Annotated in this window: 10 protein-coding genes; 1 reads left to right on the top strand and 9 read right to left on the bottom strand. The window is 66.0% G+C overall.

Annotated elements, in window-relative coordinates; all coding sequences use genetic code 11:
- Positions 1-2 precede the first annotated feature (2 nt).
- The 9 genes from H597_RS0128710 to H597_RS33685 form a co-directional block, all read right to left on the bottom strand.
- Positions 3-485 (bottom strand): Hcp family type VI secretion system effector, encoded by a 483-nt coding sequence (locus H597_RS0128710; protein WP_028105154.1) that lies wholly within the window; start codon positions 483-485, stop codon positions 3-5.
- 31 nt (positions 486-516) lie between these two features.
- On the bottom strand, positions 517-2,085 hold the full coding sequence (tssC, locus tag H597_RS0128715) for a type VI secretion system contractile sheath large subunit (RefSeq protein WP_028105155.1): 1,569 nt from the start codon (positions 2,083-2,085) through the stop codon (positions 517-519).
- 12 nt (positions 2,086-2,097) lie between these two features.
- Positions 2,098-2,640: a type VI secretion system contractile sheath small subunit gene (gene tssB / locus H597_RS32865; protein WP_051294186.1), complete on the bottom strand. Its 543-nt coding sequence runs from the start codon at positions 2,638-2,640 to the stop codon at positions 2,098-2,100.
- A gap of 97 nt (positions 2,641-2,737) precedes the next feature.
- On the bottom strand, positions 2,738-3,184 hold the full coding sequence (locus H597_RS0128725) for a hypothetical protein (protein ID WP_028105156.1): 447 nt from the start codon (positions 3,182-3,184) through the stop codon (positions 2,738-2,740).
- Entirely contained in the window at positions 3,174-4,235 is a 1,062-nt protein-coding gene (tssA, locus tag H597_RS0128730) for a type VI secretion system protein TssA (RefSeq protein ID WP_028105157.1), read from the bottom strand. The genes H597_RS0128725 and tssA overlap by 11 nt, the downstream gene beginning before the upstream one ends.
- Positions 4,232-8,200, bottom strand: coding sequence for a type VI secretion system protein (locus H597_RS0128735; RefSeq protein ID WP_028105158.1), 3,969 nt, complete (start codon positions 8,198-8,200; stop codon positions 4,232-4,234). Before H597_RS0128735 ends, tssA begins: the two co-directional genes overlap by 4 nt.
- Complete coding sequence (locus H597_RS32870; RefSeq protein ID WP_035375434.1) at positions 8,197-9,006, bottom strand: DotU family type IV/VI secretion system protein; 810 nt, start codon at positions 9,004-9,006, stop codon at positions 8,197-8,199. Before H597_RS32870 ends, H597_RS0128735 begins: the two co-directional genes overlap by 4 nt.
- Positions 9,003-10,430 carry a type VI secretion system baseplate subunit TssK gene (gene tssK / locus H597_RS0128745; protein WP_028105159.1) on the bottom strand — a complete coding sequence of 476 codons (1,428 nt, stop codon included), beginning with the start codon at positions 10,428-10,430 and terminating at the stop codon, positions 9,003-9,005. The genes H597_RS32870 and tssK overlap by 4 nt, the downstream gene beginning before the upstream one ends.
- 29 nt (positions 10,431-10,459) lie before the next feature.
- A complete protein-coding gene (locus H597_RS33685) occupies positions 10,460-10,978 on the bottom strand; it encodes a hypothetical protein (RefSeq protein ID WP_154668329.1) in 519 nt (172 codons plus the stop codon).
- Between the two features lie 358 nt (positions 10,979-11,336).
- On the opposite strand from H597_RS33685, the gene H597_RS0128755 reads away from it, so the two are divergent.
- On the top strand, positions 11,337-12,413 hold the full coding sequence (locus tag H597_RS0128755) for a trypsin-like serine protease (protein WP_028105160.1): 1,077 nt from the start codon (positions 11,337-11,339) through the stop codon (positions 12,411-12,413).
- Positions 12,414-12,421: the final 8 nt, after the last annotated feature.

The following is a 12,421-nucleotide window of genomic DNA, read 5'->3' on the forward strand; positions in this document are numbered from 1 at the left end:
GCTTATGACGCCGTGTTGGTCTTCATGTCCCACTTGCCCGGCGCGGTACCCTCTTTGCTGGAGTCCGACTTTTGCGCCGTGTAGTCCCACTGGATGGCGGTGAAGTTCAGCGTCACCGTCTCGGCCGGCTTGTCGCCGCCGGAAGACGCCGCGCTGATGCTCGAGATCATGACTTCCTTCAGCGTGTAGACCATCAGCGGCATCACGAGGCCGGCCTCGTTACGGCCGATGGTGACGATGCAATCGCCGATCTTGCCGCCTTCGCAGCAGGTCTGGTTCATCAGCGGCGAGGACTTGTCCATATACTTCGAGATGGTGAAGTCCTGGACATTGGGCTTGCCGGAGGTGCGCTCCTTGTTGCTGACGTCGCTGGTCATCTGCATGGCGACGGCATGGCTGTAGGACAGGCATTCGATTTTGCCGACATAGTCCTTCAACAGGCATTCGCCGGCGATGCCAGGCATGTCGAGAATAATAACGTCCACGTAGGTCTCCTTGGGTTAGGGTTGCATGCGCTCAGGCGGCGGCTTCGGGCAGCTCTGCCACCATGCGGATCGAAGCGGTCAGCTCCTCCAGCTGGAAGTGCGGGCGCAGGAACACGGTGGCCTTGTAGACCCCTGGTTTGGCCGGATCTTCGGTCACGTCGATGCGCGCTTCGCGCAGCGGATACTGGGCCTTCAGCGCCTGCGAGGCGTTGTCGTTGACCAGCACATAATCGGCGATCCAGTTGTTGAGGAAGGTTTCCACATTGGCGCGCGAAGTGAAGCTGCCCACCTTGTCGCGCATGATCACCTTGATGTAGTGGGCGAAGCGCGAGGCCGCCAGGATGCACGGCAGCTGGGCCGACAGGCGCGCGTTGGCGTTGGCCAGCGCCTTGCTGTACTGGATAGGCTTGTTGGCCGTCTGGCCGCCGAAGAAGGCCGCATAGTTCTCGTTCTTCTTGTGCACCACGGCGATGAAGCCCAGGTCGTTCAGCTCTTTCTCGCGGCGGTCGGTGATGGTGATTTCGGTCGGGCATTTCATGACCTGGTCGCCTTCGCCGGTGTTGAAGGTATGCACCGGCAGCCCCTCCACCATGCCGCCGCCTTCGACGCCGCGAATCGCCGCCGTCCAGCCGTAGCGCGCGAATGCCGCCGTGGCGCGCTGCGCCAGCAGATAGGCCGAGTTGCCCCACAGGTAGGCCGCGTGGCGCGCTGCCGGATCGCTGATCTTCGGCTCCTCCAGCTGGCCAAACTCGTTCAGCTTGTAGTCGAAGTCGCCGAACTCCTCGAAGTGGAAGGTACGGGCCGGAATGGTCTTGTCGCCGTATGGCAGGCGCACCAGATAGTGCGGCAGCGTCAGCGCCACGTAGCGCGCGTCCTCGCTGGCGCGGAAGGCGCGCCAGTCGGCGGCATCGGCCGCTTCGAAGGTCTTCGACAGGTCGCGCGGATTGCCCAGGTCGGTGAAGCTGCGCAGGTCGAACAGCGCCGGCGAAGCCGCCAGCAGGATCGGCGCATGCGCCATGGCGGCCACGCGGGCCAGCTCGCGCACCAGCGTCATGTCGGTCGGGTTGCGGCCGATTTCAAAGTCGGCCACCAGCATGCTGTAGGGATTGCCGCCGAAGGTGCCGTATTCCTCTTCGTAGATTTTCTTGAACAGCTGGCTCTGGTCCACGTCGACCGCCTTGCTCAAGTCGTCGCCGATTTCGGTCTTGCTGGCATTTAGCAGGCGCAGTTTCAGGCGCGGGCCGGTCTCGCTGGCCTTGACCAGGCCATGCAGGCCGCGCCAGGAGCTCTCCAGCTTCTGGAATTCCTGGCTCCGCATCAGCTGTCCCAGCCGGTTGCCCAGTTCGGCGTCGATGCGGGCGATGGCGTCGCCCATGGCTTTCAGCAGGCCTTTTTTCTCGTTGCTGAGGATCTTGCCTTCGGCCGTACACATGGCGAACTGGTGCAGCATGCCGCGCGCCTGCTCCATCAATTTTTCGTCGCCTTCAGGCGAGGCGTCGGCACCGTTGGACAGCATCACCATATCGCTGTCTTCGATGATTTTATTCAGCACCTTTTCCCAGTTGGCTTTGGCGCTTTGGTCGATTGTCGCTTCGGTCATGGTGGTCTCCGCTTATGCTTTATCGGTACCGGCTTCACCGGCGGCGCCATCTTGCTTGCCTTCTTCCTTGCCCTTGTCCGCAGCAGGCTGGGCCTGGCCCAGCTTGACGCCCCAGGTGGCGAAGGTCGGGTCTTCCCGCACGGCCTCGGCCAGGCGCTTGTGCAGGCGGTCGTTGCCGTCGATCTTGGCCATCAGGTCGCGCAGCTGCTGGCGTTGCGCGAACAGTTCATCCAGGCCCTTGACATGCTGGACCAGGTAATCGGGTTCGAAGTGGTCGAGCTTTTCGAACGTCACGGCACCGGACAGGCCCTCGATGCCCTTGATTTCCAGGGTCGGCGAGATGGTTTTCATCACCTGGTCAAAGTTGTCGCGGTCGATCTCGATGAAACGGCGCTTGGGCATGGGTTCCTCGGTGGCCCCGAGGTCGGCCAGGATCCCCACCACCATCGGCAACTCGCGCTTGGCGCTGGCGCCGCCGGTTTCCACGTCGTAGCTGATCTGGACCCTGGGCGGACGATTGCGTTCCAACCATTTCTGACTGCTTTCGGTAGACATCGCTTACTCCCTGTTAGGTGCAACGATTGAATGAGCGCCGGCCCACACGCCGGCGCCGCTGCTTGCACTGCTCTTTATCATGCTTGAAGCGTGACACTCACTTCCTGCCGCCCGGCGCCGGCCGCACGCCGCGCCGTACCACATCGTCCCAGGTACGGAACAGGTTCAACGGCAGCCCCGCCTGCGGCGCGTGCTCGGGATCGGGGCGAAAATGGCCCGAACTATTGCTCCACCAGCGCAGGTTGCCGCTTTCGAAATACGCTTCGCCGGCATACATCACCGGCTCGCCGCGCGACAGCACGGCATGGCGCAGACGCGGATGCACCAGGGTCTGGCCGTCCGTCGTGCGCACGAACAGGTAGCGCGCGTTGGGCACGTACAGGCCGCGGCCGCCTTCGCCGCGCATGCCATAGCTGCCATGCCATTCCTGCAGCGTGTAGATATCCCTCGGCCGCTGGGCCGGCAAGGCCAGCGGCCGAAGGTTCGGATACACGCGCGGCTGCACGCGGCGCTGCGGCGCGCCTGCCTGCAGCTTAGCGGCCACGTGTACCCAGCAAGCGGTACAACTGCTTCAGGTCGCTTTCGCTGTCGAGCAGTTCCTGCAGCAGCTCGGCCAACGGCATGCCGCCCCAGGCCACGGCCCGCTTGACCAGGTAAGGCACCGGGCTGTGCGGCTCGGTGCGCAGTAAAAAGTCGGCCACCTCATCGAGCCGGCGGAACGCTTCCTCGCGGCTGCGCGGCGCGCCCGCGCTGTCGGCCGGCCGGCTGGTCGGGATTTCCTGTACGCTGCCCATGTTTTCCTCCTCTTCCGTCTCTTCTTCCTGCCATGGCACGCCTGCCAAGTCCTGCAATGACCGGAAACAGTCATCGAGCCGGGCCTCCAGACCGCCCAGTGCCGGCGCCTCGTCGCCCAGCAAACCGTCCAGCACGATGGCCAGGCGGTCCAATGCCACGCCCACGCTGTGCAGCTGCACCCGCAGGTCGGTATAGAAATGCGCCGGCGTCATCGAGACAGCCGCGCTGAAATGCTGGCGTCCCAGTGTCGGCTCAGACGGCGGCGCATTGCGGCTGTTGGCCGGGGCCGGGGCCGGCTGCTGTTCATTGCGCAGGACCCGGTCCCATTCCATCAGGGTGAACAAGCGTCCCGCCGGCGTCGCCCCGGCCGCCAGCTGGATCGAACCGAGGGCGATGGCGCCGTGCTTGTTGAGCCAGATAAAGGTCGACAAGCGTGATTCGCCATCGCGCGGGTGCAAGCCCTCCCAGTATTTTTCCAGCAGGCTGGTGATCAGTTGCAGGCCATCCACCAGACCGGCCAGGCCGCGCTGGCGCAACCAGGCTTCAGCCAGCCAGGCCGCCAGCTGCAGATCCTTGCTGCGGCCCGCCAGCGCCTTCTTGCACAGGGTTTCAACCACATCCCATGCGGCGCGCTTCGGCTGCTGGACCCAGATGCCTTGCGGCAGCGAGGGATCGTCCTCGCGCCGCGCTTCGCGGATCTGGGCATACACCGGATCGTGGCGCAGCCAGTCACCGCAAGGATCGGCGCCGGGAATCGGTTCCAGCAGACTGCTGTGGTCGGTGGTGGTCGCTTGCATCATGGCCTCGCAATCAGGCGTTGGGTTTCATCGCCGGGCGCCGCGGCCGGGAAGACCGGGAAGGCCAGCACTTCTTTTTTCTGCGCCGGCATGACCGCCAGACGCAGGTAGACGCGGGTCCGCTGCCCGCCGGGCGCTGCCGGCAGCTCGAAGCGCAAGGTCGACGGCCGCGCCGGGCCGCTGGCCGGCAAGCCATGGCGGGCCAGCAGGCGCAGCAGCGACCACGGTTCATTGAAGCGGTACACCGCCTGGCGGCCCTCGACCTTCAGGTAGCGGTCGCTGCCATCCTCCAGCGGCAGGTCGGCCACGTTATCGGCCCAGCGCAACGTGAGCACCATCGGCATACCGGGCCGCCACGGCAGCTGCTGCACCGCACCCTTGGTGCCGCCATCCCAGCTGATGGTTTCATCGCCGCTTTGCAGCATCCAGGCAGCAATGCGGTTGCCACCGAGTTCGCCCGCCAGCGCGTTATTGCCGTCCGCCTCGCCCGTATTCCCGACACGGAAGCGCACTCCCAACAGGTAACCGGCACTATCGGCGCCCTCGGCCGCCGGCAGCAAAGGCCCCAGGAAGCGGCGTGCGCTGGCGCTGGCGGCGACGAATTCGCGCGCCCGGCCAGGCGCCATGCGCTGGCTGTCCGGCGCCAGCTGGTCATACAGCTGCAGGTAGGCCAGCACATCGTCCAGGCTGGCCGCTTCGCTGTTGCGGCCCGCTTCGGCAAAAGGGAAATGCCCGGCCAAGGTGCGCCGGAACTGTTCGCGCAAGGCCAGGTAGGCGTGATCCAACTCGGCCCGGCCCAATGCCAGGCAGCGGCTGGCCAATGCCGAAGCCAGGAAGCGGCGCCGTTCGCTGAACAAGTCGGAACCGCCGGTCGCCGGGGCGGATTTGTTTGTCAAACTCAAGCGCGCTGGCGCCAGCACCACCCCGTCCGATCCCTGGGCGGCAATGGGCCCCTGGCAGTTGCGCCCATCGGCATTGGCCAGGTCGTTGCGGATAAAGGCGTGCAACTGGGCCATGCGGGCGTTCGGCTGTTTCTCCTGGAAGCGCGCCAGTTCGGCGGCGATCTCGCTCCAGCGCCGCGCCGGGGCGCTGGACAGGTTGCCCTGGGCAGCTTCGGCCAGGCGCAGCAAGGGCTGGGCCTGGCGCACCGACGCTTCGATACGCGCTTGCTGCGCCAGCAGGTAATCCTCCAATGCCTGGGCATCGCCGCCTGAGAAGCCTTGCGCCGCCGGATTGGGCGTACCCTGCCACCAGTCGAAACCGCCGTCGCGGGGCCGGTACAATCCCCCTTCCACCAGCTCGCGCTCCAGCCAGCGCAGGCCGGCATTGGCTTGCTGCGCAAGGGCATCGGCCAGGATGCGATGCTGTTCCGGGGCATCCAGGCCGTCGAGCGTCTCCAGCAACGCGGTCAGCAGCTTCTGGGCCTGCCCCAGGCGCTGATACGTGTCGGCTTCGCTGCTGCCGGACGCCAGCGCCGCGCCGGCCGAAGCCAGCAGGCTGTCGGCCAGGCGCTGCCCCGTGTAGCGCCGCAACTCCGGCTGGAATGGCAGGGGAAACCCTGGCACTTCCTTGTCCAGGTAGGCGCGCGCCTCGTTCGCCTGCAACAGCGTCTGGTTCAGTTTCTTCATATCCCACAAGGGTCCCAGTCCTTGCCGCGCCAGCGCTTCCGGCGCGCCGGCTTCCGCCATGAAGGCCTGCCGCGACAGGCGTTCCAGCCCGGCCTGCAGGTTGGCCAGCTCCGGCGTCAAGCCGAGCTTCCCGTCGCCGCCTCGCTGCACCAGGGCATGGCCGCCGCCGACCGGATCGGTCAGCTCGCGCAGCAGGCGCTTCACCTGTTCGGCGCGCTGCTTGCGCGCCCAGTCGGCGGCATCCTGGCCCAGCAAGCTGTTGGCCTCCACCTTGCGCAGCAATTCGCCATAGGCCTTGCCTTCGCCGCTCTCGGCTTCGTCCATCCAGCGCAGCGTGGGCGCGGCGAGCCAGGCGCTCAGTTGCTGCAGCGCCGGAATCAGGCCGTGCTCCTGGTCGGCGCTGCCGAGGGCGCGTCCCGCGCGCAAATGCTCAGCGACGTCATGCGCCGCCCGCCGCGCCGGGTGGTTTTCGATCATGCTGGCCAGAAACTGGCCATGCTCTTCGTGGAATGCGCACAGGATGCTTTTCACTTGCCGCTCGCGCTGCAGCTGCGCGTCTTCCGGCGGGTACTGGTTGTTCAGCGCGGCCTTGAGCAGCGGGCTGGCGCCATACGCCGTCTCGGTCGGCAATTCAAAGGCGCCGGTGTAGGCCGCCACCTTGACCAGGTCGCGGTATTCGCCCTGGTGCAATTGGTGCAGGCTGTCCAGGTGCTTGCGCGCCTGCTCGAACAAGCCGGCGTCGGCCACATAGCGGTCCAGGCGCTTGAAAGCCTGCGCATCCGACAGGACTGCGCCGGCGCTCAATTCCGCGTGCTCACCGCCGGCCCTGATATGGCAAGCCCTTTCGTCGCTCAGGTTATACGTGGCGCGGTCTTTGGTGGCGCCGGTCTGTTCTTCCACCGATTTGTTGAGAGCCTTGTCCAGCGTGCGGTAGACGATATTCTGCAAGCCTTTCCCGAACTGCCCTTCGACACGCCGGTCCAGGTCCTGCCAGCCGGTCCACTGCCACGACGCCGGGATCGCCAGCTGCGACAAGCTGCCATGGCTGTCCAGCATAGCGGCCACGATGTGCTGCGATGACGTCTTGTAGGCGTCATACTCCATATGGCCCTTTTTCTCGCGGTCGGTGGTGCGGCGTTCCTGTTCCTGGTTGATGTCTTTCAGGGCACCGTGCAAGCGCTCGGCCTGGATCTTCAGGGCGGCATGCCCCCACAGCAGCGCCCCGCCCCAGATCACCAGCACCGCAGCACAGGCGGCAGCCCAGCGGCGCACCCCCTTGTTGCGCGACAGCAGTTGACCGCCAAGCGGACGCGCCAGCCCCCGTTCGGGGAAGACCTTGCGCGCCAGCAGGTCGCCGGCAAACCATGGCCGGGCCGGGATCGTGCCCAGCACCGTAGCCGGGTCGCCGCAAAGATAAAGCCCACGCAGCATGGGGGAAATGCTGCGGGCATCGTCTTCCAGCAGGCGCGCGGCATAGCTGCTGCACGGTCCTGCCATGCGCGCAATCGCACCCGGCAACAGGAAGAAGCTGTCGCTGCCAGCGCCTTCGGCCCCTGTGGCGGCCAATTCCGCTTGCAGGTCCACCACCGTGCGGCCGATCTGGCTGAAGGCATCGGACAGCCAGACCGGCGCGTAGGCGATTTCCGGGTCGTTCGGGTTCGACCAGCCCAGCATGGCCACGCGCAAGCCGTCCGGCAGCGCCATCGCGAAGTCGGCGAAACCGTCCAGCTGGTCGCAGCGGGTGAGCAGGAGGTAGACCGGCAGCCGCAAACCAAACAGCCGCTGCAGCTCACCCAGCCGGCGCCGGGCCAGGCCGGCCCGCCTTTCCACCTCGAGCGGCGACCAGGCCTGCGCGCCGCACAGGGCATCGGCAGGAATCGCCAGCAGGATGCCGTCCAGCGGCCGGCGCGGGCGGCGCCGTTCCAGTTGCTCGGCCAGCGCTTGCCAGGCTTCGCAGTTTTCCTCACTGTCGAAGCCGAAGGCCGCCATGTCCGCCTGCAGGACCCAGCCCTGGGGCGAGGCATGCCAGCTGAGCGGCTTGCCATCGTCTGGCGCATGTTCAAGGGTGGAACGCGCGGCGTCCCGTTCACCGGCCAGCAACACCAGCGGCATGGCATACGCTGCGCTGCCCTCTTCCTCCCGCCCCGTGAAGGCCGCGCGCACCGCGGGCACCAGGCCAACGGCAGCGGCTACCGGACCCTTATCGGCGGCCGGCGCCTTGCCGCTGGCGCGCGCCAGGGCGCGTTTGCGCGCCAAGCGCAGCACGTACCAGGCAAGCAGCGACGCGAGCAGCAAGCCCAGCGAGGCGATGACGATGGCCAGAATGCCGCCGCGAGTCATTTGTCGCTTCCTTTCAGCGGGTCTTCCACTTTTGCCAGTTCAGCTCGCAGCTCGGCGGTATCCGTTTGCCAAGCGAACTGGGACAGCAGCAGCAATCCCAGCACCAGCAGCACGAAGTACGCGGCCCAGCGCCGCGGATTGGGCAGCAGCCGCGGGGCAATGCCGGCATGGGTGTATTGATAGGGTTGCGGCATGCGCCGCATGGCCAGGTCGCGCTGCAGGCCGTCGTCCCCGCCCAGGGCGCTATCGGGCCAGCGGCCATATGCATGGCGATACAGCTTGCGGCGCCAGGCCAGCAAGTCGGACTGCCCGCCCTCCTGCTTGCGGTAGCGCCCCTGGAATCCCATCGACAGCGCCATCAGGTAGAGCTGGGCCAGTTCGCGCTGTGAGCCGGGCTGGGTTTGCAGCAAGCCGGCGATCCGGTCGAAGATCCTTTCCCCGGCGCTACGGCTGCCATATAGCTGGAATTCCAGTGGACAGCCGATCCAGTCGTGGCGCTGCGGCCAGTCCTGCAATGCAATCAGGGTCTCGTCGGCCAGCGCGACTTTCAGGTAGCGCGCCGCCTCGGCCTGCTCGTGGCCCTGGCGCCCGCTGTATTCGAGCGCCTGCGCGGACTGCAGGTCCAGCACACTGCGCAGGGCATGCGCCAGCTGGGCGGTTGCCGGCACGCTGTCCTCGCTGTCGGGGGCGGTCAGCACGGGAATCCCGTCCGGCGGGACAATGCCGCGCTTGATGCGCACCAGGGCGGCGTGAAAGTCCAGCAGTTGGCCGATCAGGACGTGGTCGTCCTGGATAGCGCTGATCATGGCCGCCGCTCCACGGCAATGAGCAGGACGATTTCCTCCGGCATGGCGCCGCCTGCCGCCTCCAGCAGCAGTCTTTGGCTAGCGCGCACCAGCTGCGGGTCGGGCGCGATGGCAAACAGCACGGTACCGGCCGTGCGCAGGCCCTCGGCGTCGATGCGGCGCTCCGCCACTGGCGCAGGGGCGAGCGGATCGCGCTCCGCCGCCAGCAAGATCAAGCCGCCGTCGGCGTCGATCCGGTAGCGCGCTGCCCCACGCACGCGCCGTTCGCGCACATCGTCCAGGTACGGTGACGAGGCGGCCAGTGCCGCGCCCATCCACTGCTCCGCCAGTTCCGGCGCCAGGCCGCGCACGCCGATCAGGAGCACCGGCTCCGCCACGGCCGCCGCGCCGGCGGACAGGTGCAGGGTCGGCCAGCCGCGCAGCATATCGCTATCGAGCATCAGGCTGAAGCCCTGCGTGCTGCGTTCGAACGCCACTTCCGAGCAACGCCGCTCGATGGTGTCCAGGCGCGCATCGATCAGGGCGAACAACGGGTCGAACGTCTTGCGCGGATTACGGTGCAGGTAGGGCGGCACCTCGGGCGCCGGTTCGGCCAGGTTGCGCAAGATGGCCAGGTGGCCCAGCACCTGGGCCAGGGCCATATACAACTGCAGGGGCGTGGCCGTGTCCAGCATAAGGGTGGCGCCCAGCAGCGGCAAGCCGGCATTGAGGCAATGCAGCTGCTCGCGCAGTTCCAGGCGGCGTAGCCGGTCGCCGCATTCGGCCGCCACCGCGGCCAGCTGGCGTTCCGTTTCGGCCAGGCGCCGCTGCAAGGCCATGGCAGCGCTGCGCAGGGGCCGTTGCCCATCCAGCGGCGCCAGGTCGATATCCAGCAGCGGCGGCAGGAATCCTTCCAATTGCAATTGCTGCTTTTCGAATTTGAGCTGCAGCAGGGGCAGGTTCACTTCCGCCCCCGGCGCCAGGTCGGCCTCGGCCACCAGGCGCGCATTCGGCTGGACGCGGCACAGCTCTTCATCGTCGCGTTCAACGCTGCGCAAGCGTGCCCGTCCGGCCGTCTTGCCTTCGGCCGGCACGGCAAGATAGATATTGCAGCGCGCACCGGGCGCGCGCAATGCGTCCAGCGTGGCATCGCCCAGTACCAGCTGCAGCGGCGCATTCTCGTCGCCGTGCCGTACCAGCAGCCCATCCGGCATCACCGCTTCCAGCTCGGCCACGGCCACGATGTTTTGCGCCAGCTTGCCCGGCTGCAATTCCAGCCGGCGCACGCCCCAGGCGTACTGGTAGCCGCTGCGCACATGGTATGCGACCAGCTCTTCATGGCGCTGCGTCAGCTGCTCGAAGTGCAGCGGCGCCAGCAACAGGCCGTCGTGCCACAGGATGCCGTCGGTGGGAATGGCTACCCGGTCATTGCTGGTCGATCTCATGCCGCTGCGTCTCCGAAGTGGGTTGTTCGTCAGGCCTGGCTGCTGCAATGCATGGCGGGTGGCGATGGCGGCGGCGCGCCGCCTTTTTCCTGCGGCGCCGCGACCCAGCCCTCGCGGCCCACCGTGATCTGTCCACCGTCGCGCCAGCCCTCGATACGGGCGCGGCGCTCGCCGTCCGCCAATCCTGCAAACACGATCACGGCCAAGGCGCGCTGCCCTTCAAACATCGCGGGTGGCAGCTTCAATTCGCTGGCGGGAGGGAATTCGCAACGGAATACGCGCAAGGTGCCCGGATAGCTGGCGATCAGGCTGGGTCCCTGCGGGAACCATTTGCTTTCGGGCGCCATCAGGCGCTGCTCAAGCCCGGCATCGGCCACGATGACCACATCCAGCACCACCGGGCTGTTGCGGTTGGCATCGGCTTCGGCAATGACGCGCACGTCGCCCACCTTCAGCTTGGGCGGACCGCCGAAGAGACCGTTATAAAGACTGCAAGCCGACAATGCAAAGGAGAAAACCAGAGCCAGTCCCGCAATACGGAAACACATTTGCATGGCTTGCATAGTCGTCCGGTGTGATGGCAATGCGCCGCGGGGGAAGGCGGAATCAACGTTGCCTCATTGAAAAGTGTGCAGCTATTTTGCTCCCGGACCTCGGTCGGAAATCTCGCGGATTGTCACCGCTGAGTCAAATATTGCGAACGTCCAACACTATTAAGAAACAAGGTGTTAGAACGTTCTATCTTGCATCTCAATGTCGGAAATATTTACATTTCCACATATTTGCCACGGCGGTATGCAGGCAACTGCTTGAATGCAAAGTAGCTTTTATTTTAGGCATGTTCCCTGCTTAGGATTGCCCTCGTGTTAATACACGCGAAGCAATCTTTCTAGGGAGACAAAAATCGTGGCAAAACCCATTTGGAAACAGCTGCTCGGCTTCACCCTGGTCATCGCAACGCTGGCTGGCACTGCGCAAGCAACGCCGGGCGGCACCATCACACCACTGATCTCTGCGGGGGCGCCGCCCGACAGCCCAGCCGCACGCGTCGATCCCAACACCGCCGCCTCGCCCTTCTCCGGCGTGGTCAGCATCAATATCCGCTACGATGGCTTGAGCTACATCTGTTCCGGGGCGCTGGTGGGCAAGCGCCAGGTGGTCTCGGCCGGCCATTGCGTCGATACCGATGGCAACGGCAGCGTGATCGACCTGAATAAACCCGGCAACGATGTGCGCGTCATCTTCAATGCCTCGTCCACCCCGGGCGACCCGGGACGCGCGGCCATCACGGCCAGCAAGGTCCAGATGAATCCCAACTATGCGGGTTTCGGCAATTGCCCGGCTGGAGTCCCCGGATTCTGCGTCAATGACGACCTGTCCGTGATCACGCTGAGCCAGGACGCGCCCGCCGCCGCCAGGATCTACAAGATCGCCGGCCAGCAGCTCGAAGCCAACACCCGCATCATCATGGCCGGCTACGGCACCTCGGGCGACGGCATCAACGGCTACACCATCGGGCCGGACTTCCGCGTCAAGCGCACCGGCCAGAACGTCGTCGATTTCTTCGACCAGGACGACGAGCAGGATTTCAACGGTCCGCGCGAAGTCTGGTATGCCGACTTCGACGGCAACGGCCACGACACCTTCTGCGAATTCGGCCTGGCTTGCTCGAGAGTCCTGGCGAACGGCGAGGAAGCGAATATTGGCGGTGGCGATTCCGGCGGTCCCTCCTTCATCGAATCGTATGGCGAGTTGATGCTGATCGCGACCAACACCTTCGGCGGCACGCCGGACGGCATCAACAAAGGCGCTTTCGGCAGCTACTTCGGGGGCATCGTCCTGCATAGCTACCTGGACTACCTGCGCCAGGCCACGGGCGGCGCGGCGACCGTGGTGCCGGAACCGGCCAGCATCGCCGTCTTCGGCCTGGGCCTGCTGGCATTGGCCGGCGCACGCCGCCGCAAGCAGCAGCGTTCAGCGTAAGCCAGCCT

The sequence above is a fragment of the Pseudoduganella violaceinigra DSM 15887 genome, assembly GCF_000425385.1.
Classification (GTDB): domain Bacteria; phylum Pseudomonadota; class Gammaproteobacteria; order Burkholderiales; family Burkholderiaceae_D; genus Rugamonas; species Rugamonas violaceinigra.

Bases quoted from the DNA above. Each gene is read 5' to 3' on its own strand.
- H597_RS0128735 (WP_028105158.1), bottom strand. From the start codon at position 8,200: ATGACTCGCGGCGGCATTCTGGCCATCGTCATCGCCTCGCTGGGCTTG.
- H597_RS33685 (WP_154668329.1), bottom strand. From the start codon at position 10,978: ATGTGTTTCCGTATTGCGGGACTGGCTCTGGTTTTCTCCTTTGCATTG.
- tssB (WP_051294186.1), bottom strand. From the start codon at position 2,640: ATGTCTACCGAAAGCAGTCAGAAATGGTTGGAACGCAATCGTCCGCCC.
- tssK (WP_028105159.1), bottom strand. From the start codon at position 10,430: ATGAGATCGACCAGCAATGACCGGGTAGCCATTCCCACCGACGGCATC.
- H597_RS32870 (WP_035375434.1), bottom strand. From the start codon at position 9,006: ATGATCAGCGCTATCCAGGACGACCACGTCCTGATCGGCCAACTGCTG.
- tssA (WP_028105157.1), bottom strand. From the start codon at position 4,235: ATGATGCAAGCGACCACCACCGACCACAGCAGTCTGCTGGAACCGATT.
- tssC (WP_028105155.1), bottom strand. From the start codon at position 2,085: ATGACCGAAGCGACAATCGACCAAAGCGCCAAAGCCAACTGGGAAAAG.